General features: G+C 66.3%; 23 protein-coding genes. 21 read left to right on the top strand and 2 right to left on the bottom strand.

The features are described from left to right. Nucleotides 1-12: 12 nt before the first annotated feature. The 17 genes from tolR to IB256_RS07780 all read left to right on the top strand — a co-directional run bounded on the left by tolR (nt 13) and on the right by IB256_RS07780 (nt 18,620). Nucleotides 13-450 (top strand): protein TolR, encoded by a 438-nt coding sequence (gene tolR, locus IB256_RS07860; protein WP_192402002.1) that lies wholly within the window; start codon nt 13-15, stop codon nt 448-450. Further along, the gene (locus IB256_RS07855; protein ID WP_318653560.1) at nt 447-1,205 is read left to right on the top strand and encodes an energy transducer TonB; all 759 of its coding nucleotides are present in this window, start codon (nt 447-449) and stop codon (nt 1,203-1,205) included. Before tolR ends, IB256_RS07855 begins: the two co-directional genes overlap by 4 nt. Next, nucleotides 1,202-3,175 (top strand): PhoX family protein, encoded by a 1,974-nt coding sequence (locus IB256_RS07850; protein WP_192402000.1) that lies wholly within the window; start codon nt 1,202-1,204, stop codon nt 3,173-3,175. Before IB256_RS07855 ends, IB256_RS07850 begins: the two co-directional genes overlap by 4 nt. Nucleotides 3,176-3,515: 340 nt before the next feature. Further along, nucleotides 3,516-4,181, top strand: a complete 666-nt coding sequence (locus tag IB256_RS07845) for a GntR family transcriptional regulator (protein ID WP_192294706.1) — start codon at nt 3,516-3,518, stop codon at nt 4,179-4,181. A 129-nt stretch (nt 4,182-4,310) separates the two neighbouring features. After that, nucleotides 4,311-5,117: an ABC transporter substrate-binding protein gene (locus IB256_RS07840; protein WP_081518193.1), complete on the top strand. Its 807-nt coding sequence runs from the start codon at nt 4,311-4,313 to the stop codon at nt 5,115-5,117. 11 nt (nt 5,118-5,128) lie between these two features. Next, on the top strand, nt 5,129-5,896 hold the full coding sequence (locus tag IB256_RS07835; RefSeq protein ID WP_192294707.1) for an amino acid ABC transporter permease: 768 nt from the start codon (nt 5,129-5,131) through the stop codon (nt 5,894-5,896). A gap of 1 nt (nt 5,897) precedes the next feature. Further along, a complete protein-coding gene (locus IB256_RS07830) occupies nt 5,898-6,677 on the top strand; it encodes an amino acid ABC transporter ATP-binding protein (RefSeq protein ID WP_081518195.1) in 780 nt (259 codons plus the stop codon). A 15-nt stretch (nt 6,678-6,692) separates the two neighbouring features. Beyond that, nucleotides 6,693-7,787, top strand: a complete 1,095-nt coding sequence (locus IB256_RS07825) for a polyamine ABC transporter substrate-binding protein (protein ID WP_192223659.1) — start codon at nt 6,693-6,695, stop codon at nt 7,785-7,787. A gap of 18 nt (nt 7,788-7,805) precedes the next feature. After that, a complete protein-coding gene (locus IB256_RS07820; RefSeq protein WP_192401998.1) occupies nt 7,806-9,422 on the top strand; it encodes a gamma-glutamyltransferase family protein in 1,617 nt (538 codons plus the stop codon). 10 nt (nt 9,423-9,432) lie between these two features. Beyond that, complete coding sequence (locus IB256_RS07815) at nt 9,433-10,374, top strand: aldo/keto reductase (protein WP_192294710.1); 942 nt, start codon at nt 9,433-9,435, stop codon at nt 10,372-10,374. A 93-nt stretch (nt 10,375-10,467) separates the two neighbouring features. Then, nucleotides 10,468-10,974 carry a sigma-70 family RNA polymerase sigma factor gene (locus IB256_RS07810; RefSeq protein ID WP_192294711.1) on the top strand — a complete coding sequence of 169 codons (507 nt, stop codon included), beginning with the start codon at nt 10,468-10,470 and terminating at the stop codon, nt 10,972-10,974. Further along, nucleotides 10,971-11,909 (top strand): FecR domain-containing protein, encoded by a 939-nt coding sequence (locus tag IB256_RS07805; protein WP_192401996.1) that lies wholly within the window; start codon nt 10,971-10,973, stop codon nt 11,907-11,909. The genes IB256_RS07810 and IB256_RS07805 overlap by 4 nt, the downstream gene beginning before the upstream one ends. Nucleotides 11,910-12,033: 124 nt before the next feature. Beyond that, a complete protein-coding gene (locus tag IB256_RS07800; protein WP_225601669.1) occupies nt 12,034-14,442 on the top strand; it encodes a TonB-dependent receptor in 2,409 nt (802 codons plus the stop codon). 18 nt (nt 14,443-14,460) lie between these two features. Continuing rightward, nucleotides 14,461-15,612, top strand: a complete 1,152-nt coding sequence (locus IB256_RS07795; protein WP_192401994.1) for a PepSY-associated TM helix domain-containing protein — start codon at nt 14,461-14,463, stop codon at nt 15,610-15,612. Then, nucleotides 15,609-15,800 (top strand): hypothetical protein, encoded by a 192-nt coding sequence (locus IB256_RS07790; RefSeq protein WP_138216809.1) that lies wholly within the window; start codon nt 15,609-15,611, stop codon nt 15,798-15,800. The genes IB256_RS07795 and IB256_RS07790 overlap by 4 nt, the downstream gene beginning before the upstream one ends. 1 nt (nt 15,801) lies before the next feature. Beyond that, the gene (locus IB256_RS07785) at nt 15,802-16,998 is read left to right on the top strand and encodes an MFS transporter (RefSeq protein WP_192294714.1); all 1,197 of its coding nucleotides are present in this window, start codon (nt 15,802-15,804) and stop codon (nt 16,996-16,998) included. After that, the gene (locus IB256_RS07780; protein ID WP_192401992.1) at nt 16,995-18,620 is read left to right on the top strand and encodes a hypothetical protein; all 1,626 of its coding nucleotides are present in this window, start codon (nt 16,995-16,997) and stop codon (nt 18,618-18,620) included. Before IB256_RS07785 ends, IB256_RS07780 begins: the two co-directional genes overlap by 4 nt. A gap of 46 nt (nt 18,621-18,666) precedes the next feature. On the opposite strand, the gene IB256_RS07775 is transcribed toward IB256_RS07780, so the two are convergent. Continuing rightward, complete coding sequence (locus IB256_RS07775; RefSeq protein ID WP_192401990.1) at nt 18,667-19,581, bottom strand: LysR family transcriptional regulator; 915 nt, start codon at nt 19,579-19,581, stop codon at nt 18,667-18,669. A 175-nt stretch (nt 19,582-19,756) separates the two neighbouring features. On the opposite strand from IB256_RS07775, the gene IB256_RS07770 reads away from it, so the two are divergent. From IB256_RS07770 to IB256_RS07760, 3 genes are read left to right on the top strand one after another with little or no spacing between them, the layout of a single operon-like run. Then, nucleotides 19,757-21,094: a nucleobase:cation symporter-2 family protein gene (locus tag IB256_RS07770; RefSeq protein WP_192294716.1), complete on the top strand. Its 1,338-nt coding sequence runs from the start codon at nt 19,757-19,759 to the stop codon at nt 21,092-21,094. Between the two features lie 56 nt (nt 21,095-21,150). Then, nucleotides 21,151-21,660, top strand: a complete 510-nt coding sequence (locus IB256_RS07765) for a nucleoside deaminase (RefSeq protein WP_192294717.1) — start codon at nt 21,151-21,153, stop codon at nt 21,658-21,660. Next, on the top strand, nt 21,657-22,007 hold the full coding sequence (locus IB256_RS07760) for a hydroxyisourate hydrolase (RefSeq protein WP_192294718.1): 351 nt from the start codon (nt 21,657-21,659) through the stop codon (nt 22,005-22,007). The genes IB256_RS07765 and IB256_RS07760 overlap by 4 nt, the downstream gene beginning before the upstream one ends. Before the next feature lie 53 nt (nt 22,008-22,060). Here IB256_RS07760 and IB256_RS07755 read toward each other — a convergent pair whose 3' ends face one another. Beyond that, nucleotides 22,061-22,834 (bottom strand): ABC transporter ATP-binding protein, encoded by a 774-nt coding sequence (locus IB256_RS07755; protein ID WP_192294719.1) that lies wholly within the window; start codon nt 22,832-22,834, stop codon nt 22,061-22,063. Nucleotides 22,835-22,974: 140 nt separating this feature from the next. Between IB256_RS07755 and IB256_RS07750 the strand changes: the two genes are divergently transcribed. Beyond that, on the top strand, nt 22,975-23,316 hold the full coding sequence (locus IB256_RS07750; RefSeq protein WP_192294720.1) for a hypothetical protein: 342 nt from the start codon (nt 22,975-22,977) through the stop codon (nt 23,314-23,316). Nucleotides 23,317-23,318: the final 2 nt, after the last annotated feature.

Genomic DNA, 23,318 nt, shown 5'->3' with positions numbered 1-23,318 from the left:
CGGAGGCCGGCCATGCGACGCATACGCAGCAAGCACGCGCCCAAGGCGGAAATGAACGTAGTGCCCTACATCGACGTCATGCTGGTGCTGCTGGTGATCTTCATGGTCACCGCCCCGATGATCCAGCAGGGCCTGAAGGTGGAACTGCCCAAGGTGGCCAGCGAGGCGTTACCCAGCGAGACCGAGCGCCCGGTGCTGACGCTCACGGTGCAGGCCGACGGCGGCTACCACTGGTACCTGGGCAGCCAGGTGGATACCAAACAGCGCACCGACGCCGCCGGCAATCTGGACGAGCTGACCGCCAAGCTCACCCGCCTGGGCGCCGACACCCAGGTGTTGATCCGCGCCGACCAGGCGGTGGACTATGGTCGGGTGATCGCCGCCATGGCCGCCCTGCAGCGCGGTGGCGTCAGCGATGTCGGACTGATCACCGAGGCGCCGCAATCGTGAACCGCAGGATCACCCGCCGCGCCCTGCCTGCCGCCATCAGCGTCGGGCTGCACGCGCTCGCGCTGGCCGGCCTGTACATCGGTTTCCACCCTTCGGCGCCGGCCACCCCGGCACCGAAGGTGATGCGTACCGCGCTGGTCAGCCTGCCGAGCCCCGCGCCCATCGCACCAGCGCCTCCACCCGTGGTGCAACCGCCCGAGCCCGTTACACCGCCCCCGCCACAGGTCGAAGCGCCTCGCCCAACGCCGCAACCTGACGTCGCCCAACTGACCCGGCGCAAGGCCGAGCAGCGTGAACGCGAAGAGCGCCAGCGCGAGGAACGGCGCCAGGAGCAGCAACGCATCGCCGAGCAGCAACGCCAGGAACAGGAGCAACGCTCACGCCAGCAGGCCGAGCAACGGGCCCGCGCCGAACACGACCGCCAGCTCGCCGCACAGCAGGCAGCCGCCGCCGAGGCCGCCCGCGCCGCGCAGAACTACCAGCCACTGGTGAAGAAGGCTCCGACCTACCCGGACAGCGCCCTCGACCGCCGTCTGGAAGGCGACTGCACGGTGGAATACACCGTCGCCCCCAACGGTTCGGTACGCGACCCGCGCGTGGTCCCCGGCGCCTGCAGTCACAGCGTGTTCGAGCGCCCGTCGCTGCAGGCCGCCACCCGCTTCCGCTACCAGCCACGGGTAATCGACGGCCAGGCCGTCGCCGTGGCCAACGTGCGCAACACCTTCCATTACCGGATCCAGGAAACCTCCCGATGAGTGCCGAGCCAACCGATTTCCACGCCCATCTTTCCGCCTTCGACGATGAGTCGATCAACCCCTCCGGCAACCTGCCGATGAGCGAGATCATCGACGCCTCGCGCCGCCGCCTGCTGAAGAACAGCCTGGTGCTGGGCGCGGTCGGCTTCCTCGGCGGCGGCCTCTTCCCCGGCCGCTCACTGTTTGCTGCCGACGCCCCGGTGCCCACCGCGCTGCTGGGCTTCAAGGGCGTGCCGGTGCAGCAGGACCCGAAATTCGACCGGGTGATCGTCGCCGAGGGCTACAGCGCGCGGCCGTTCTTCTCCTGGGGCGACGCTGTGGTGAGCGGCTCGCCGGCCTGGAAAGGCGACGCCAGCGAGGACTGGAAAGCCCAGGAACTGCAGGCCGGCGACAACCATGACGGCATGCACTACTTCCCCTTCCCCGATGCGCCGGACAGCCACGGCCTGCTGGTGATCAACCACGAGTACATCAACCCGACGCTGCACCCCAAGGGCCAGACCTTCGAGGACCGCCCCGATGGTTCGCGCGGCCGCCCGGAAGGCGAGGTACGCAAGGAAATCGCCGCCCACGGCCTGAGCGTCATCGAGGTGAAGAAGGACGCCGGCGGCCAGTGGTTGCGCGTCGAAGGCTCGAGCTACAACCGCCGCATCACCGGCAGCTCGCCGCTGGACCTGTCCGGCCCGCTGGCCGGCCACGACCTGCTGCGCACCGCCAGTGACCCCGAGGCCAAACAGGTGCTCGGCACCCTGAACAACTGCTCCATGGGCGTCACGCCCTGGGGCACCTACCTGGCCTGCGAAGAGAACTGGCACCAGTACTTCGTCAACCGCGACAAGGACGACTACGCCAAGCGCGTTTCACACAAGCGCTACGGCCTGTCCAACGGCCAGTTCAGCAACTACTACGCCTGGGAAGCGGTGGATGCGCGCTTCGACGCCACGCCGAAAGCCGACCAGCCCCATGGCGGCCACGTCAACGAACCGAACCGCTTCGGCTGGGTGGTGGAGATCGACCCGTTCGACCCGACCTCCACGCCGAAGAAACGCACCGCCGTCGGCCGTTTCTGCCGCGAGTGTTCGACCCTCTCGCTGGGCGCCGACAACCGCATGGCGTTCTATTACGGCGACGACACCAAGGGCGAGTACATCTACAAATTCGTCCCGGCCGGCCAATACGACGCAAACAACCGCGCGGCGAACGTCGACCTGCTCGACGAAGGCACCCTCTACGTCGCCCGCTTCAATGCCGATGGCAGCGGCCAGTGGCTGCCGCTGGTGCATGGGCAGAATGGCCTGAGCGCCGAGAATGGCTTCGCCAGCCAGGCCGAGGTGCTGGTCAACGCCCGCGCCGCCGCCGACAGGCTGGGCGCCACGCCCATGGACCGCCCCGAGTGGGTCGCGGTGCAGCAGACCACCCGCGAGGTCTACGTCAGCCTCACCAACAACGATGCCCGCGGCAAGAAGCAGCCGGTGGACGCCGCCAACCCGCGCAAGGAAAACCTGCACGGGCAGATCCTGCGCTGGAACGAGGCCGGCGGTGATCCGACCGCCACCAGCTTCCAGTGGGAAATCTTCCTGCTGGCCGGCGAGCACCAGGGCGCCAGCGCGCCGGAGAACCTGATCGGTACCATCAACGGCGACATCTTCTCCTCGCCGGATGGCCTGTACTTCGACGCCGCCGGGCGCCTGTGGATCGAGACCGACTACGACGATGACGTCCCGGCGATGCAGGCCATGGGCTGCAACCAGTTGCTCTGCGCCGACCCGCACAGCCGTGAAGTACGGCGCTTCCTGGTCGGCCCGCACGGCTGCGAGCTGACCGGCATCACCCAGACCCCGGACGGCAAGACGCTGTGGGTGAACATCCAGCACCCGACGCTGAGCTTCCCGGCCAGCGACGGCAAGAGCATCCCGCGTTCCACGACGCTGGTGATCACCAAGGATGATGGCGGTGTGATCGGCACCTGATCGGTCCCCTGCAGGAGCGGGCCCTGCCCGCGAACCGGCCGGCAGGCCGGATCCAGCTGCGCGCCGGCCTGACGGACCTGGCGCGCAGCTGGTCGCACGCACGACCCGCTCCTGCACCGTCTCAACACGCACTACAACGTTACCGATGCGCACCGTGAACGCGCACGAATCACCCCATCCGTTACCGTTTCGCCCCCTTTCCCCGTAGCGCCGCCTACGCCAGTTTCCTACGCGCACCGCTCTACCCCGCCCACTTCCAATCGTTTCGCCAAATTTGGCATGGCAACTGCTTAATTGCATGCATGGATAATTGGATCCAAAAATCCACGAGGATCACCCCATGCGCCTGGTACCCGCTGCCCGCCCACCGATGAGCGCCGAAGACGAGGCCTACGACTACCTTCTCCAGGCTATCTGCACCGGCCGCTACAGGACCGGCGACCGTCTGGTGGCCGAGGACATCGCCAGCGAGATCGGCATGAGCCGCATGCCCGTGCGCGGTGCCTTCAAGCGCCTGGACGCCGAGGGTCTGGTGACCCTGCGGCCCAATCGCGGCGCCATCGTCAGTGGTCTGAACATCGAAGAGATGCGCGAAGTCTTCGAGATGCGCAGCGCCCTGGAAGGCCTGGCCATCCGCATCGCCGTGCCGCAACTGACCGACCGCGACCTGTCCCGCCTGGAGCGCATGCTCGACGAGATGGACGACTACCGCGACGACAGCGCCGAGTGGGTCAGCCGCCACCGCGCCTTCCACGAATACCTCTGCAGCCTCGCCGGGCGCCCGCGCCTGCTGCGCCAGATCACCGCGCTGTATTCGGTGATCGAGCCGCACATGCGTCTGTGGCTGCAGCACGTCGACAAGCCCATGAGCGCCCGCGAGGAACACACCGTGATCCTCGACGCCCTGCGCTCGGGCGATGCCCGCGAAGCCGAGCGGGTCATCTGCGACCACATCGAGGGGACGATCCCCTCGCTGGCGAAGTTTCTGGAGGCTCAAGCCACCTGAAAGCACGTGCCACCCACGCGCAATCCACCCAAACGCAATCCACGAAGAAGCGAATCGAAGCAACGGGCGCCTAGACCCGTACTTCTGTGTCCCTGAACTGCCCCTGGCAACCCCACCCCGGAGCTCAACATGTTCGAACGCAGGATCCCGCAGTGCCTTCTCGCCCTTTGCCTGGCCGCCCCGCTGGCGCACGCCGATGTGAAGATTCCCGACCGCTTGCAGAACGCCAGCAAGGTGACCTTCTGCGGCGGCATGGACTCCCCGCCCATGGGTTTCTATGACTCGAACCAGAAGCTCACCGGGGTCACCATCGACCTGGGCGAAGCCATCGCCAAGCGACTGGGCGACAAGAAGATCGACTGGCGCATCACGCCCTTCTCCGGGCTGATCCCGGCGCTGCTGGCCGGCCAGTGCGACATGCTGGTGGATCAGCTGTTCGACAAGCCCGAACGGCGCGAAGTGATCGACATGGTCAACTACATGTACTCCAGCCAGGCCGTGGTGGTCGCCAAGGGCAACCCCGAGGGCATCCGCACCCTGGACGACCTCTCCGGCAAGAAGGTCGCGGTGCTCAACGGTTCGACCATCCGTACCCTGCTCGACGCCCACAACGAGAAGCTGGCCAAGGCTGGCAAGCCGCCGATGAAGGTGGTGGTCTACAACACCGACACCGATGCCTTCCAGTCCCTGCGCATCCGCCAGACCGACGCCTACGGCACCACCGTGGAAACCGCCGGCTACTACCAGAGCATGGCGCCGGACCTGTTCGAGATCGGCGTACCGGCCTTCGCGCGCATTCTCACCGGCCTGGGCATCCGCAAGGACGACAAGCAGCTCAGCGAGGCTGTCACGCAGATCATCAAGGACATGCAGGCCGACGGCAGCTACGCCGCGCTGCTGGCCAAGTGGCACATCGAAGGCGACAAACTGGACTGAGGTAACGAGACATGAACTTCAGTTGGGACGTGTTCTGGCAATACCTGCTGCGGCCGAGCGACATCTACCTCTACGGCCTCTGGCTGACCTGCGTGATCGCCGTCAGCGCGATGGTCCTGGGCTGCGTGCTCGGGCTGCTGGCGGCGCTGATGCGCCTGTCGACCAACCCGCTGCTGCAATACCCGGTGCGCTTCTACGTGTGGCTGATGCGCGGCACGCCGCTGCTGGTGCAGATCGTCTTCCTCTACACCGCGCTGGCCGCCGGCGGGATCTTCCGCTTCGAGGACCTGGACCTGGGGCTGTTCATCCTGCCGGGCAACATCCAGGCGGCGATCATCGCCCTGGGGCTCAACGAAGGCGCGTACATGGCCGAGATCATCCGCGCCGGCATCGGCGCGGTGGACAAGGGCCAGTACGAGGCCGGCAAATCCCTGGGGATGACCTTCCCCAAGCTGATGCGCCGCATCGTGCTGCCGCAAGCCTTCCGCGTGATCGTTCCGCCGCTGGGCAACGAGTTCAACGTGATGCTGAAGAACACCACGCTGGTCAGCGTGATCGGCGTGCAGGAACTGCTGCTGAGCACCCAGATGGTCACTTCGGCGACCTTCCGCGTGTTCGAACTGTACCTCGTCGTGGCGATCTACTTCCTCGCCCTGACTACCCTGTGGGGCTTCTTCCAGCGCTGGCTGGAAGTGCGCTTCGGCAAATCCGACGGCCACACTGCCGCACCGAACCGCATGTTCGGCCGGCAGGCGATGAAACTGCTGAGGGGGCGCTGAGATGATCCCGGACATGAAAGACGTGGTGATCCAGGCCCGCGACGTACACAAGGCCTTCGGCGAGCTGGAGATCCTCAAGGGCGTGTCCCTGGAGGTGCGCCGTGGCGAAGTGGTGGTGCTGATCGGCGCCTCGGGCTCTGGCAAGACCACCTTCATCCGCTGCATGAACCACCTGGAAGACATTCAGGGCGGCAGCATCCGCGTCAACGGCGAGCTGATGGGCTACCGCGAACGCCCGGACGGCAAGCTGGTGCGCGACTCGGAAAGCAACATCGCCCGCCGCCGCCGCGACATCGGCATGGTGTTCCAGCGCTTCAACCTGTTCCCGCACATGACCGTGCTGGAGAACATCATCGAAGCGCCGACCCAGGTGCTCGGCGTCCCCCGGGGCGAGGCGCTGGATCAGGCCCGCCGGCTACTGGCACGGGTACGCCTGTCGGACAAGGCCGAGCACTACCCCGGCCAGCTCTCCGGCGGCCAGCAGCAGCGAGTGGCCATCGCCCGCGCCCTGGCGATGAAGCCCCAGGCCATGCTCTTCGACGAACCCACCAGCGCCCTCGACCCGGAAACCGTCGGCGAGGTCCTGCAGGTCATGAAGGAACTGGCCGACGAAGGCATGACCATGGTCGTCGTCACCCACGAGATGGGCTTCGCCCGCGAAGTGGCCGACCGCGTAGTGGTGCTGCACCAGGGTGAACTCATCGAGGAAGGCCCGCCCGCGCAGGTCTTCGGCAATCCGCACCACCCGCGCACGCGGGAATTTCTAAGCCGCGTTCTCTAACGATAAGGACAAGTCATGCGTAAACGCGTTCTCTTCGCCAGCACTCTGACCCTCCTCGCCTGCGCCACCGCCGCGCAGGCCGACGACAAGCTGGTGCGCTTCTACAACTGGTCCGACTACATGGGCCCGGACACCCTGAAGAACTTCGAGAAGGACACCGGCGTCAAGGTCCAGTACGACGTCTTCGACACCAACGAGATGCTCGAAGCCAAGCTGCTCTCCGGCCACTCGGGCTACGACCTGGTGGTGCCGTCCAGCCAGTTCCTCACCAAGCAGATCAACGCCGGCGTCTACCAGAAGCTCGATCGCTCGCAGCTGCCCAACTGGAAGAACCTCGACCCGCGCCTGATGAAGCGCCTGGAAGCCGCCGACCCCGGCAACCAGTACGCCGTGCCCTACATGTGGGGCACCGTCGGCATCGGCTACAACTACGACAAGGTCAAGGCCGCACTGGGCGACAGCGCCCCGCTGGACTCCTGGGACCTGATCTTCAAGCCGGAGAACCTGGCCAAGCTGCACGGTTGCGGCGTCGCCTTCCTCGACGCGCCAGTGAAGATCATCCCGCAGGCGCTGCACTATCTCGGTCTGAACCCGAACAGCACCAACCCGGACGACTACACCAAGGCCTCCGCCCTGCTGCAGAAGCTCGCCCCGTCGATCACCTACTTCAACTCCTCCAAGTACACCACCGACCTCGCCAACGGCGACATCTGCGTGGCGGTCGGCTACTCGGGCGACGTGATGCAGGCGCAGACCCGCGCCCAGGAAGCCGGCAAGAAGATCGACGTGCGCTACGTGATCCCCAAGGAAGGCGCCAACCTGTGGTTCGACATGCTCGCCATCCCGCGCGACTCGAAGAACCCCAAGGGCGCCCACGAGCTGGTCAACTACCTGCTGCGCCCGGAAGTGATCGCCCCGGTCAGCGACTACGTCGGCTACGCCAACCCCAATACCGGAGCCACCGCGCTGCTCGACCCCAAAGTGCGTGACAACCCCGGCATCTACCCCAGCGACGCGGTGATCGAGAAGCTCTACGTCTCCGCCGACCTGCCGCCGAAAATCCAGCGCGTGATCACCCGCGAATGGACCCGAATCAAGACTGGCCAATGACCTTCGAAGAGCCCTGCCATGCTTAAGTTTTCCGCTCACGAGTATCCCTACGCCTCCCAGCGCCAGAGCGTGTTCGCCCGCAACGGCATGGTCGCCGCCTCGCAGCCCCTGGCTGCCGAGGCCGGCATCGCCATGCTGCGTGCCGGCGGCAACGCCATCGACGCCGCCATCGCCACCGCCGCCGCGCTGACCGTGGTCGAGCCCACCGGCTGTGCCATCGGCGGCGACGCCTTCGCCCTGGTCTGGATCAAGGACCAGCTGCACGGCCTGGACGCCAGCGGCCACGCGCCCGCCTCCCTCTCCATCGACAAGGTCAAGGCCGCAGGCTTCGACAAGATGCCCGTACACGGCTGGCTGCCGGTCACCGTGCCGGGCATTCCCTCGGCCTGGGCGCAACTGTCCGCGCGCTTCGGCAAGCTGCCTTTCGCCGACCTGCTGCAGCCCGCCATCGCTCTGGCCCGCGATGGCTTCCCGGTGTCCCCGGTGGTCGCCCACCAGTGGGAAATCGCCCGCCGCGAATACCAGCAAAGCCGCGCCGCCGTACCGGCACTGGAGACCTGGTTCGACACCTTCACCGTCAATGGCGAAGCACCGCGCGCCGGCCAGCTGTTCCGCAACCCGGCTCAGGCGAAAACCCTCGCCGAGCTGGCCGAGACCAAGTGTGAAAGCTTCTACCGCGGCGCCATCGCCGAGCGCCTGGCCGCCCACTCCGCCGCCACCGGTGGCGCGCTGAGCGCCGCTGACCTGGCCGGCTACAAGCCCAAGTGGGTCGAGCCGATCAAGACCAACTACCGCGGCTATGACGTCTGGGAAATCCCGCCGGCCGGCCAGGGCCTGATCGCCCTGATGACCCTCAACATCCTCCAGGGCTACGACTTCGACCAGCGCGACAGCCAGCTCACCTGGCACCGCCAGCTCGAAGCGATGAAGAAGGCCTACGCCGACGGCCTGCACTACATCACCGACGCCGAGCACATGCGCGTCAGCACCGCTGCGCTGCTGTCCGACGACTACGCCGCGCGCCGCCGCGCCGAGATCGGCGAACAGGCTGCCGAGCCCAAACATGGCGACCCGCACTCCAGCGGCACCGTGTACATCGCCACCGCCGACGGCGAAGGCAACATGGTCTCGTTCATCCAGAGCGCCTACCACGGCTTCGGCTCTGGCGTGGTGCTGCCCGACAGCGGCATCGGCCTGCAGAACCGTGGCTCGGAGTTCAGCCTCGACCCGGCGCACTCCAACGCCCTGGCGCCGGGCAAGAAGACCTTCCACACCATCATCCCCGGCTTCCTCAGCAAGGATGGCGTGGCCGTCGGCCCGTTCGGCGTGATGGGCGGCTACATGCAGCCCCAGGGCCACGTGCAGATGGTGATGAACCTGGTGGACTTCGGCCTCAACCCACAGGCCGCGCTGGACGCCCCGCGCTGGCAATGGCTGGGCGGCATGAAGGTCGGCATCGAGCAGCACGCCAACCGTGACCTGGCCTTCGGCCTGGCGCGGCGCGGCCACGAGGTGGAGATCGCCTGCGACCTGACCGACTACGGACGCGGGCAGATCATCGTCCGCGATCCGCAGACCGGCGTGCTCTGCGGCGGCACCGAGCCGCGTGCGGATTCGCATATCGCCGTGTGCTGAGGAGAAAGCCATGCATGCTCGTGACCTCAACCTTTCGCCATTGATACTGGGCGGCAACGTGTTCGGCTGGACGGTAGACGAAGCCATTTCTCGACGCCTGCTGGACGCGGCGTTCGACGCGGGGCTGAGCAGTATCGACACGGCGGATATGTACTCGGTCTGGGTGCCGGGTCACGAGGGCGGCGAGTCGGAGGCCATCATCGGTCGCTGGCTCGCCAGCCATCCGGGACGCCGCACCGAGGTGACGCTGTGCACCAAGGTCGGCGCCGAACTCTCGGTACAGCGGCGCGGGCTGTCGCGCCGCTGGATCCTGCAGGGCGTCGAAGACTCCCTGCGGCGCCTGAACACCGACTACATCGACCTGTACTTCAGCCATTACCCCGATGACTGCACGCCCCACGAGGAAACCCTGCGCACCTACGAAGACTTGATCGCCTCTGGAAAGGTGCGCGCCATCGGTGCGTCCAATTTCAGCCGGCAACAACTCAAAGCGGCCGAGGCAACTTCGCGCAGCACCGGCCTCCCCGCATACTCCGCGCTGCAAGTCCAGTACAACCTCTACGACCGCGCGGGCCACGAAACGGAAACCGCAGCCATCGCTGCCGAGCACGGCAACGTCGTGGTGACCTACTTCAGCCTCGCCTCGGGTTTCCTCACCGGCAAGTACCGTGGTCCCAGCGACCTCACTGGCAGTGCTCGTGGCGAAGACCTGGAGGGTTACTTCGATGCCCGCGGGTTGAAGATTCTCGCAGCGCTGGACCAGGTCGCCGAAGAAACCCAGTCGTCGCCGGCCGAAGTCGCCGTCGCCTGGCTCCGCCAGCAGCCCGGCATCACCGCCCCCATCGCCAGCGCCACCAGTGAACGCCAGCTCACCAGTCTGGTGCGGGCTACCCTGCTGAGCCTTTCCGCCACTCAACTCGCCACCCTCGACCTCGCCAGCCGGGCGGGCTGACGAGCTGCTGCTAGCCCTCCTTCAGAAGGGCTTGTGAGCAGAGCGCAGCAACCCTTATCATGAGAAGCATTCTCAAATGATAAAAGTTCTGCCATGTCCTCGGTCGACGCTCCTCTCCACGCCGCCGTCAGTGAGCTCTATCAGCACCATCACGGCTGGCTGCAAGGCTGGTTGCGTCGCCGCCTGGGCTGCCATGAACAGGCCGCCGACCTGGCCCAGGACACCTTCACGCGCCTGCTCGGCTCACGCCGGGTGCTGGATGCCCGCGAGCCGCGCGCGTACCTCACCACGGTGGCCAAGGGGCTGATGATCAACTGGTTCCAGCGCCAGTCGCTGGAACGCGCCTACCTCGAAGCGCTCGCCAATCTGCCCGAAGAGCTGGCGCCCTCGCCGGAGCAGCGTTACCTCGTGCTGGAAACCCTGCACGAGGTGGATGCCCTCCTCGCCCGCCTGCCCGAGCCTGTGCGCCAGGCCTTTCTGCTGGCGCAGATCGAGGGGCTGAAGTACGAGGCCATCGCCGAGCGCCTTGGCGTATCCCTGGGGTCGGTGAAGCGCTATATGCAGCAGGCCTTTCGCCATTGCCTGGAGCTGATGGAATGAGCACCGCCGAGCCTATCGCCGCGCGTATCCTCGACGAGGCGGCGGACTGGCTGGTACGCCTGCAGCAGGATGCTAGCGAGGAAAACCGCCGCGCCTGCATCGACTGGCAACGCCAGAGCCCGCAACACGCGCGAGCCTGGGATCGTGCCGAACGTCTGCTGGGCCACCTTGGCAGCCTGCCTCCGGCGCTGGCGATGCCGACACTGGGCCGCGAACGCACGCTGGATCGCCGACGCGCCCTCAAGCAACTGGCTGTGCTGTTGGCCGTCGCTCCGGTCGGCCTGGCCGCCTGGCGGACGCAGCCCTGGCAGGACTGGAGCGCCGACCAGCACACCGGGATCGGCGAGCAGCGCAAGTTGCCGTTACCCGATGGCAGCCTGCTGACGCTCAACACCGACAGCGCCGTGGACATCGCCTTCACCCCGGCACAGCGCCTGGTGCGTCTGCTGCGCGGGGAGATATTCCTCGATGCGCGTGCGGACAGCCGGCCATTTCTGGTGACAACCCGCGAAGGCCGGGTGAATACCCGCGAGGCGCGCTTCAACGTGCGCCAGGGCGACGCCTTGACCAGCGTCTCCGTCCTTCACGGTCGCGTCGAGGTCGCACCGCTGCAGGGCCCCAGCCAATGGCTGGGCGCCGGGGAGTCTGCGTTGCTGTCGAGCAGAAGAATCAGCACCGCCCCGCCATCCCCCAGCCCGGATGCCTGGACCCACGGCATGCTGATGGCCGACCGCATGCCCCTGCAGGCGCTGCTGGGCGAGCTGAGCCGTTATCGCCGTGGCGTGCTGCGCTGCGACCCTGAGGTAGCACAGCTGGCGGTGTCCGGTGCCTTCCCGCTGCTGGACAGCCACCTCGCGCTATCGATGCTGCAGGCCACCTACCCTCTGCGAGTCCGTCGGGTAACGGACTTCTGGATCACCCTAGCAGCGGCCTGAAGACAAGCGCCGGGCGTTGATGCAAAATATTTTCAAAAAGAAGTGAGACTTTTTCTCACTTCAGCTGGCGACAGGGGAACATCTCCCGACACGAAGCCCGCAGAGGCCCGAAGGTACCCCGTCCATGTCCAGCAATCGACACGCGCAACCCTCTTCGCTTTCCCTGGCGGTACGCACCGCCCTCTTCTCCCTGGCGGTTGCCGTGGCGACGCCAGTGACGGCCGCGCCGGCTGCCAGCGAAGTGCGCAGCTACAGCATCGCCCCCGGTCCCTTGGGTCGCGCCCTGGCATCGTTTGCCGCCGAGACCGGCGTGCACCTGTCCTTCGACCCGACGCTGACCGACGGCTTGCAGAGCCCTGGCCTGAGCGGCGACTACTCGACCCGAAGCGCCCTGGAGCGGCTGCTGCAAGACAGCGGCCTGGAACTGGAGCAGCGCGGCGACGGCACTTTCACTCTGATCCGTTCGCCCAGCCCCGATGCCCTGCAGATGCAGCCTTCGCTGATCACCGGCCAGGCCGCCGGCCCTGAAGACCTGCCCGCCGAGTACACCGGCGGCCAGGTGGCGCGCGGGGGACGCCTCGGTCTGCTGGGCAACACTGACCTGATGGATGCGCCCTTCAGCATCACCAGCTACACCGAGAAGACTATCCAGGACCAGCAAGCGCGCAGCGTCGCCGATGTACTGAGCAATGAGCCATCGGCGCAGATCGGTAGTGCGCGCACCAACCTCAACGAGGACTTCTCCCTGCGCGGCTTCCCGGTGGTCAGCGCGGACGTCGCACTCAACGGTATGTACGGCCTGGCGCCATTCTTCCGCGTCCCAGTGGAAATGGCCGAACGCGTGGAGGTGGTCAAGGGCCCGAGCACCATGCTCAACGGCATGCCTCCCAGCGGCAACGTCGGTGGCGCGGTGAATCTGGTGACCAAGCGCGCCGGCGACGAACCGCTGACTCGCGTGACCATGGACTACCTGTCGGATTCGGTGTTCGGAACCCATGTCGACGTCGGCCGTCGCTTCGGTGAGAACAAGGAATTCGGCGTGCGCTTCAACGGCGTGTACCGCAATGGCGACACCACCATCGACAAACAGGAACTGGAAGACGGCCTGGGCTCCCTTGGCCTGGACTACGCCGGCGAGCGCCTGCGCCTGTCCGCCGACTACATCTGGCAGCGCGAGGACATCACCAACGTGGTCCGCCAGTTCTCCGTCGGCCCCGGTGTGACGAAGATTCCCCACGCCCCGGACAACGACCTGAACTACCCCGGCTACGGCGATTCCGAAATGATCGACCGGACCCTGGTGGTGCGCGGCGAATACGACCTCACTGACTGGCTGACCGGCTACGCCGGCTATGGCGACCGGCGCAGCGAGATGGATGCGCTGGCCGGCAACCCGGTGCTCATGGGCAACGACGGCGACTTCGTTTCCAGCCCGGCCTGGCAGGTCTACGACGTTGGCTCGCACTCTGCCGAGGCGGGCCTGCGCAGCACCTTCAACACCGGGCCGGTGGAGCACCGGCTGAACTTCGGCGCGACCCGCGTGGTGCAGAACTCGGACATCTTCTTCCTCTACACCGCCTTCCCGTCACGCGCGTCGAATATCTACAACCCGGTCTACGAAGGCACGCCGAGCACGGACGGCTACCCGAAGAATGTGCAGAAGTACACGGCCCAGACCCTCACCAGCTACGCGCTGGCCGACACCTTGTCGATCCTCGACGGCCGCGTCGAACTGACCCTCGGGGCGCGCAAGCAGCGCGTGGAATCGCAGAACTTCGAGATGAACGTCGGCACTCCGGTGGGCGACGGCTACGACGAGGAAGAGACCACACCCATGGGCGGCATCGTGGTCAAGCCGTGGGAAAACATTTCGCTCTATGCCAACTACATCGAGGGCCTGAGCCCGGGCGAAACCGCCCCCATCGGCAGCATCAACGCCGGTGAAATGCTCTCGCCCTATGTCTCCAAACAGAAGGAAGTCGGCATCAAGGGCGAGTGGGACGGCTTCGGCGCGACCCTGGCCGCGTTCGAGATCAAGCGCCCGAACAGCGTCAACGACAGCGGTCGCTTCACCCGAGGTGGAGAACAGCGCAACCGTGGCCTTGAACTGAGCCTCTTCGGCGAGGTAACCGAAGGCGTGCGCCTTCTCGGCGGCGCGTCCTATACCCAGGCCAAGCTGACCAAGACCCAGGACGGCCAGTACGACGGCAACGATGGCATCGGCGTGCCGCGCAAGCAGCTGAACCTCGGCGGCGAGTACGACATCACCCAGGTGCCCGGTCTGACCGTCACCGCCCGCACGATCTACACCGACGAGCAGTACGTGGACCAGGCCAACAGCCTGAGCATCCCCGACTGGTGGCGCCTGGACCTGGGCGCGCGTTACCGCTTCGACACTCTCGGCAAGCCGGTGGTGTTGCGCGCCAACCTGGATAACGTGTTCGACAAGGACTACTGGGGCACTTCCACCGCCGGGTACCTGTACCTGGGCGAGGGACGCACCCTGCAGTTGTCCGCGAGCGTGGACTTCTAACGAAGAAAGAGCCTGACGATGACCGCCAAAGCCCTCCGCACCTGGTACCTGGTGCACAAGTGGACCAGCCTGATCTCCACGGTATTCCTGCTGATGCTCTGCCTCACGGGCCTGCCGCTGATCTTCCACGAAGAGATCGAGCACTACTTCGAGCCACACCCGGAGCTCAAGCCGCTCACCGAGCAGTCGCCGAAGATCGACTACGACGACGTGGTGGCTCGCGCCCTGGCCAAGCGGCCCGGCGAAGTGGTGCGCTTCGTGTTCTGGGAGCAGGACGATCCGCTGGGCGCGGTCCTCACCGCTCCGACCCTGGTGCCGCCGCCGGAGAACGGCCACATCCAGCCGTTCGACGCTCGCACCGGGGAGTTTTTCGATCCGCTGCCACCACCGGGCGGCTTCATGTACATCATGCTCAAGCTGCACACCGACCTGTTCATGGGCCTGCCCGGCTACCTGTTCCTGGGTTTCATGGGGCTGCTGCTGGTGGCCTCGCTGGTGTCCGGCGTGGTGGTCTACACGCCCTTCATGCGCAAGCTGGACTTCGCCACCGTGCGCTCGCAGCGCAGCTCTCGACTGAAGTGGCTGGACCTGCACAACGTGCTGGGTATCGTCACTCTCGCCTGGGTGCTGGTGGTGGGCGTCACTGGAGTGATCAACACCCTGGCGCTGCCGATCCTCATGCTCTGGCAAGGCGGCCAGTTGGCCGAGATGACCGCGCCCTACAAGGACTTGCCGCCGCTGGAACAGCTCGGCTCGCTGCACAAGGCCATCGAAACCGCCCGCCAGGCGGCGCCGGACATGAAGCCAAGCTTCGTCGGTTTCCCCGGCACACAGTTCAGCAGCCAGCACCATTACGCGGTATTCATGCGTGGCAACACGCCGCTGACCGAACGCCTGCTCAAGCCCGCGCTGGTGGATGCCGAAACCGGCGAATTGACCGACATGCGCGAAATGCCGCTGTACGTGAAGACCCTGCTGCTATCCCAGCCACTGCACTTCGGCGATTACGGCGGCATGCCGCTGAAGATCGTCTGGGCACTGCTGGATATCGTCAGCATCGTCATCCTCGCCAGCGGCCTGTACCTGTGGCTCGGCAGGCGCCGTACGCCCATCGAGAAGCGCCTGGCGGAACTGGATTCCGGCGGCCTGGCGACGGAGGCAAAGGCATGAGACGCGGACTCTGGATGATCTTCCGCTGGCCCGTCGCGCTGGCCGTGCTGAGCACCTTCGGGCTGCTCTCGGCGCTGCTGGGCGATGGGGTTTTCGACCTGCTGTCGTGGATTTCCCTTGGTGTTCCGCTGCTGCTGATCGTCTTTGTATGGATGAGAATGCCCCGTCGTCCCAAGGAGCCACGCTGAAATGACCGCCATGCCGCCCCAGGCGCCCACCCTCAACCTGCGCCCGCTGATGTTCGAGACCTTCGTCTGCACGGTGGCGGTGATGTCCTTCGTCGCGCTGATCGGCCCGGTGGCGCGCACCCTGGGCCTGGCGCCCTGGCAGGCGGGGATGACGGTCACAGTCGGCGGCATTGCGTGGATGCTCATGGCGCGCGTATGGGGTATCGCCAGCGACCGACTCGGCCGCCGCCGCGTGCTGCTCAGCGGCCTGGCCGGCTTCGCGGTGACCTACGCGCTGCTCTGCGCTTTCATGGCGCTGGCACTGAATACCTCGATGTCACCGCTGCCCGCCTTCATCGGCATCGTCGCACTGCGGGGGTTGGCGGGCGGTTTCTATGCGGCCGTGCCAGCCTGCTCGGCGGCGCTGGTCGCGGACCATGTGAGCGCGGACAAGCGCGCTTCGGCCATGGCCGGATTGGGTGCCGCGAGTGCCGTAGGCATGGTGGTCGGCCCGAGCTTCGCCGGTCTGCTGGCCATGCTCGGTCTGGCCCTGCCGCTGCTGCTCACCTGCCTGCTGCCGCTGCTGGCGTTCGCCGTTCTGTGGCGCTGGCTGCCCGATAGCCAGCGCGTCAGCGAACGCAAGGGCCCGGCGCTGGCGATCAGCGACAAGCGCCTGCGCCGCTCGCTCACCCTGGGCTTCATCGCCATGGTCTGCGTGACCGTGGCGCAGATGACCGTCGGCTTCTTCGCCCTCGACCGCCTGCAGCTGCCACCGGCCGATGCCGCCCGCGTCGCCGGCATCGCGCTCACCTCGGTGGGCGTGGCGCTGATCTGCGCGCAGATGCTGGTGCGCAAGCTGAACTGGGCGCCGCTGCGCCTGATCGGCGTTGGCGGCACTGTCTCCGCGCTGGGTTTCGCCACGGTGTGCTTCGCCATGGCGCCCTGGATGCTCTATGCCTCTTGCTTCGTCGCTGCCGCCGGTATGGGCTGGGTCTTCCCTGCCGTCTCGGCGCTCAACGCCAATGCCGTGGAAGCCGACGAACAGGGTGCCGCAGCGGGTAGCCTCGTGGCCGTGCATGGTCTGGGCATGATCAGCGGCCCACTGCTGGGCACCCTGCTGCACCAGCTGGATAGCCGCGCACCCTATGTACTGGTCGCCGCGCTGCTGCTGTTCGGCGTCGCCTGGACCGTGCTGCCGCGCAAGAGCGCCACTGCATGACTATTGCGGACGTCGTGCTGCTGGCCCTTCTCGCTATTGCATTGCTGGGTTGGTGGCTGCGGCGTCGGGCCCTGGCAATGGTCGCCGCCCTGCTCGCTCTGGTCACGGCGCTATATGACGTATGGGACGACCGATGGCAGGCGGGTGCCGGCGCCGTGGTCGCCCTGCTGCTGGTGCTGGCCCTGCTGGTGCGGCGCAAGCGTCCGGCGCGGCTCCCGCTCTGGTCGGGGCTGTTTTTCACCCTGCTGACGGGCGTGGCGGTCGCCGCGCTGTACTGCTTCCCGGTTTCGCCTCTGCCCAAGCCGGGCGGGGCCTATCAGGTCGGCGTACGCGACTTCGAACTGGTCGACGCCAGCCGTACCGGAGTGCTCGGCGCGCCTGCCGGCAAGGCCCGGCGCCTGCTGGTGCGGGTCTGGTATCCAGCCCGGCCGGTGGCGGGCAGCGAACCACGCAATTACTTCAGCGCCGCCGAATCGCGCAGCACCGCGCGCGGCTTCGGCGAGCTGTTCCATTTCCCGCCCCTGCTCACGTACTTGCGTCATCTGCGGACCAACTCTTTTGGGAACGCGCCGCTTCGCGCCGACCTGGGTCGCCTGCCGGTGGTGTTCTACAGCCATGGTTATGGCTCGTTCGCCGGCATGAACGGGCGGATCATGGAGGAGCTGGCGAGCAACGGTTACGCGGTCTATTCCGTGCAGCACACCGGTGACGCGTCTCCCACACAGTTCCCCAACGGCGAGGTAGCACCGACTGACCCGGCACTCTACGAACACCTGCGCTACGCCTTCGAACACGGCTTCTCGCCGCTTCTGCTGCAAGGCTACGGCGAGGACGACCTGGCCCGCCGCCTCGACGGCCAGTTGCGTTTCGCCACCGAAACCACGCCGCCAGCCGACCGCGCCATCCACCTCAGCGCACCGGTCTGGCTGGCCGACCGGCTGTTCGTCCACGACCGCCTGCAGGCCGGCGAAGTGCCGCCGAATGTGGCCGACCTGGTGGCCGCCAGCGACTTCACCCGTACCGGCGAGATGGGCATGTCCTTCGGCGGCTCCACCAGCGGCGCCGTCTGCCTGGTGGACAAGCGCTGCGCGGCGGCGGTGAATCTGGACGGTGGCGACTTCGACTTCCTGCCCTTTGACAAGGACCTGCCAGTGCCGCTGCTGATGCTGCATTCGGACCTGTCGCTGTTCTACCGCATGCTCGGCCTCACGCCGCCGTCCCGGCCGCGCAGCTTCAACGACTTCTCCTACGAGAACCTGCAACACGCCGGGCAGAACCCGCGCATCCATCGCCTGGTACTGCGCGACGCCCTGCATGCGGGCCTCACCGACAATGCGCTGTACATGCGCCGTCCACTGCGCGACAAGCTCATTGGCAGCGCACCCACCGACGTTCTGATCGAGGCACCGGCGGCGCTGGTTCTGGGCTTCTTCGACCACTACCTGCGCGGGCGCGACAACGGCTTCCCGCAGGCGCAGATCGCGCCTTGGTCCGATTGGCTGGAGCCCTACAGCAACCGCACGGTGAGCCAATGGTGGAACGCTCTGCCAGAGCTCGAACGCATCCAGTGGGAAGAGCGCATACGCGCGATGCACGCCCAGCGTCAGGCGCGGGGCCGCTGAAAGTCTGACGGGCGCAACCGATCGACTGCTTTAGCCGCAGACGCCATCACAAGGTCGTGGACACGCCGCGCCGATCCAGCTCGAACACCTTGCTGCGCTGCAGGCACTCGCGCAGCCAGCGCTCGGCCTTGCCCGGTTGACGCCGGCGTTGCCAGAGCAGGTCGACGCCCACCAGCCAGTCCGTGTGCGGGTAGGCCTCCAGCTGCAACTCCACCAGTTCGCCCGCCGCCAGCTCGCGCTGGATCAATTGCCTCGGCAGGGTTGCCCAGCCGAGGCCGGCACGGACCATTTCCACCAGCGCGAGGTAACTCTCTGCCTGCCAGACCTGGGCGGCGCGAAGGTATTCGCTGCTGGGCAGCTTGTGGGCATGGGCGACGAAGGCCAGCCGACGGTGCGCATGCAGGTCCGCGAAGCCAACCCGTTCGCGCTGTGCCAGCGCGAACTGCGCATGGCAGACGTGGGCCATGATCAGTTTGCCCAGTTGCTGGAAGGCCAGCTCCTGTGGGTACTCCGGCTGGGAGAACGCCACGCCGAGGTCAGCCTCCCCCTTGAGCACCAACTCGCTGACATCACCGTGCACGGGGTGGCGGATCAGCAGGTCGACGAAGGGGAATGCGGCGTCGAATTCGCGCAGCACCGGGATCAGTGAACCGTAGGGCACTTCGATGGCCAGGGTGAGCAAAGGCTCGACCTGCTCCGCCAGGCTGTCGGCGCTGCCCTCCAGCGCATAGCAGCGCTCCAGTACCGCCTCTGCCTGCAGCAACAGCTTGCGGCCGGCAGCGGTGAGAGCCGGGATGCGGCTGGAGCGGTCGAACAGTTCCACGCCCAGGTCCGTCTCCAGATTGGCGATCGCCGCGCTGACCGTGGACTGCGTCCGCCCCAGACGCCGCGCCGCGGCGGAAAAGGACCCGGCCTGGACCGCCGTGACGAACACCTGCAACTGCTCCAGCGAAAAGCGCATGGCTGATCTCCCTTCGATCTATCGATGCTAGCGATGGTTATTCATTTGTTCCATCGCTTATTTCGCAGGAATATTCCTTCCGACATCGGCAGCAGCTGCCCCCGACCACTGTGCTGCGTGTCACTCCGGGCGCCCGTAATAACAACAAGAGCCGCACCTTCAGGAGATTCATGACATGAGCCTTACCCGCGTTCACCCGGTGGACGAGATCCTGCCCCTGCGGCAGCTCTTCACCTTCGGCCTGCAGCACGTCCTGGTGATGTACGCCGGCGCCGTCGCCGTGCCGCTCATCCTTGGCAACGCCCTGGGCCTGACCCAGGCGCAGATCGTCACGCTGATCAACGCCAACCTGCTCACCTCCGGCATCGCCACGCTGATCCAGACCCTCGGCTTCTGGCGCTTCGGCGCTCGCCTGCCGTTGATCCAGGGCTGCTCCTTCATCGCCCTGGCGCCGATGATCATGATCGGCAAGCAGTTCGGCCTGCAGGAAGTGTTCGGCGCGGTGATCGCCGCCGGCGCCATCACCATCGCCATCGCGCCGGTGTTCAGCCGGATGTTGCGGTTCTTTCCGCCGGTGGTCATCGGCAGCCTGATCACCATCATCGGCATCTCGCTGATGCCCGCCGCCGCTATCTGGCTGGGCGGCGGCAACCCGGGATCGGAGGACTTCGGCAAACCGGCCAACCTGTTGCTGGGGATGGCCACGGTGGCGATCACCCTGGTGATCTATGCGCGTTTCTCAGGGTTTATCGGCAATCTGAGTGTGCTGATCGGGCTGGTCGCCGGCAGCCTGCTCGCTGCTGCCTTCGGCATGACCCATTTCGGCCAGGTGGGCGAAGCGGCCTGGTTCGAGTTGAGCCCGCCAATGGCCTTCGGTGTCCCGCAGTTCTCCCTCACACCGATCCTGATCATGGTCCTGGCGATGCTGGTGATCATGGCCGAGACCACCGGCAACTGCCTGGCCATCGGCAAGCTGGTGGGCAAGCCGACCGATCAGCGCACCCTGGGCAATGCCTTCCGTGCCGACGGCCTGTCGACCCTGCTCGGCGGCATTTTCAACAGTTTCCCCTACAACGCATTCACCCAGAACACCGGGCTGATCGCCCTTTCCAACGTGAAGAGCCGCTTCGTGGTCGCCGCCGCCGGCGCAATCATGGTGCTGATGGGGCTGTTCCCCAAGCTCGGCGCACTGATCGCAGCAGTCCCCACGCCAGTACTCGGCGGCTGCGCCATCGTGATGTTCGGCATGACTACCGTGGCCGGCATCCAGGAACTCTCCCGCGTGCGTTTCGAAGGCACCCGCAACGGCATCATCGTCGCGGTTTCGGTCAGCGTGGGCGTACTGCCGATGTCCTTCCCGGCCCTTTTCGAACACGCCAGCGGCCCGCTCAAGCTGGTGCTGGAGAGCGGCATCTTCCTCGGTGCGATTACCGCCATCCTGCTCAACCTGCTGCTCAACAACGACAAGAGCGCTACCGCCGAACCCGCCGGACAGGCCAGCGCCACCGAGTGATCCATCCGGCGTGCGCCTCCGGGCGCACGCACCACTTCACTGCCCAAGGAACTTCCATGACTCACTTCAGCAAGCTCACTCCTGCCGGACTGTCGGATCTCGACCTCGACCTGCTGCGCCAGTCGATCCGCCTTTCCGAGGAGTCCCGTGAACGCGGGCGCCATCCCTTTGCCGCACTGGTAGCCGACGCCCAGGGCCGGGTGATCGCCAGCGCCGGCAACAACTCGATGCCGCCCGAAGGCGACCCAACCCAGCACGCCGAACTGGTGGCCGCCGCCCTTGCTGCGCGTCAGCTGAGCCCAGAGGAACTGGCAAACTGCACGCTCTACACCAGCGCCGAACCCTGCTGCATGTGCTCCGGGGCGATCTACTGGACCGGCATCGGTCGGGTGGTCTACGCGCTCTCCGAGCACTCGCTGCTGGGCCTGACTGGCGCACATCCGGAGAACCCGACCTTCTCCCTGCCCTGCCGGGAAGTCTTTGCCCGTGGCCAGCGTGTGATCGACGTGCACGGTCCAATGCTGGAGGACGAAGCCGCGACGGCCCATGTGGGGTTCTGGGAATGAATGGCGGCCTGTCCATCCATGTCGTCGACATCGCCAGCGGTCGGGTCGCGCAAGGGCTGGAACTGAGCGTGGGGCGGTACGATGGCAGCGTCATCCTGCACGGCCGCATCGATGAGCGAGGCCTGCTGCCAGGGCTGGAGGCGCTCGCCGAGCAGTTTGGCAGCGGGGTCTACGAAGTGCGCCTGGAGGTCGCCGATTTCTACCGGGCAGCCGGAGCTGCGCTGCCCGACACGCCCTTTCTCGACGAGCTGATCTACCGCTTCGGCATCGGCGATGCGCACCAGCACTATCACCTTCCGTTCAAACTCACCGCGTGGGGCCTTTCCTGCTTCCGTGGCGGAGCCTGAGCCACGCAACGATGCAGCGGGGCTTCGCTATCGGGCGAAGCCCCTGCGCTCGGTCAGGCATGCCAGCAGCGATACCAGCCGTCCTGTTCAGTCACCTTCAGCGGCGCCTGGTACAGGGCCGACAGGTGCTCGCTGGTGAGAATCTCGGCCTTTGGCCCGTCGGCCACTACCTTGCCATTGGCGATCAGCACCACGCGCTCGATCTCCGGGATGATCTCGTCCAGATGGTGGGTGGTGATGATCATCGCGTGCTCAGGCCCGCAGAAGCGCCGCAGCAGGGTTAGCATCTGTAGGCTGGCGCCCATGTCCAGGCCGTTGGCCGGCTCGTCGAGGATCAGTGCGCGGGGCTCGTGGATCAGTGCGCGGGCCAGCAGCAGGCGACGCTTCTGGCCGGTGGACAGGCGCTGGAACATGCGTTCGGCATAGTCGCCCATCTCCACGGCGGCGAGCATCTCGCGGGACTTTTCGACCTGTTCTGGTGTGGGTTGCAGGTGGCCATGGCTGCCGATGGCACCGAAGAAACCGGAGATCACCACATCCAGCGCCTGGGTGAACGGCGTGTAGTCCTCCTGCAGGTCCTGGGAGACGAAGCCGATGCGGCTGCGCAGGTCCCAGAGCGTGACGTTCTGCAGGCCGAACAGATTCAGCGAGCTGTCCGGGCGATCCACCGGGTAAAGCTCGCGGCTGATCAACTTGAGCAGAGTGCTCTTGCCGGCGCCGTTGGGGCCGAGGATGGCGACCTTCTCGCCTTCGCCGATGTGTAGGGAGAAGCCGTCCAGCACGCGGGTCTGCTGCTGGTAGGCGGTGACGTTGTTGAAGTCGATCATGGCGGGGTCAGCTGGTGGAGAAAAAGAGAACCTCTTCTACCATGCTCCGTCCGTCAGGGCAGCCCTTTCACGCATAAGCAGGCGATAACCTGATCTGGCCATTGTGTCCGAAGTGCCACCTCACAAGGGATGCAGCCTCAATGTACAAACCCACTTCCCCGACGCTGGACGACGACGTCTGCGTACACATCTTTTCCGTTTCCGCCACCATGGTCGGGGTATGCCTGACGGTGATCGGCATCATCCGCGTGGTCATCACCCTGCGTCAGGAGAACCTGATCTTCGACGACCTGGTGGCGGTGAACCTGCTGTTCTATCTCGTCGCAGCCTTCAGCTCCTACTGGAGCCTGCGCACCCACCGCATGCGCCGCGGACGCCGGATGCTGCACGTGGCGGACACGGCGTTCCTCACCGCACTCGTCTTCACCGCAATCAACGCCGCCGGTATCACCTGGATGATCTCCGCTTTTCCCGGCCACTGATC

The sequence above is a fragment of the Pseudomonas sp. PDM17 genome (genome assembly GCF_014851985.1).
Taxonomy (GTDB): domain Bacteria; phylum Pseudomonadota; class Gammaproteobacteria; order Pseudomonadales; family Pseudomonadaceae; genus Pseudomonas.
This window is presented reverse-complemented; position numbering and strand designations above follow the sequence as displayed.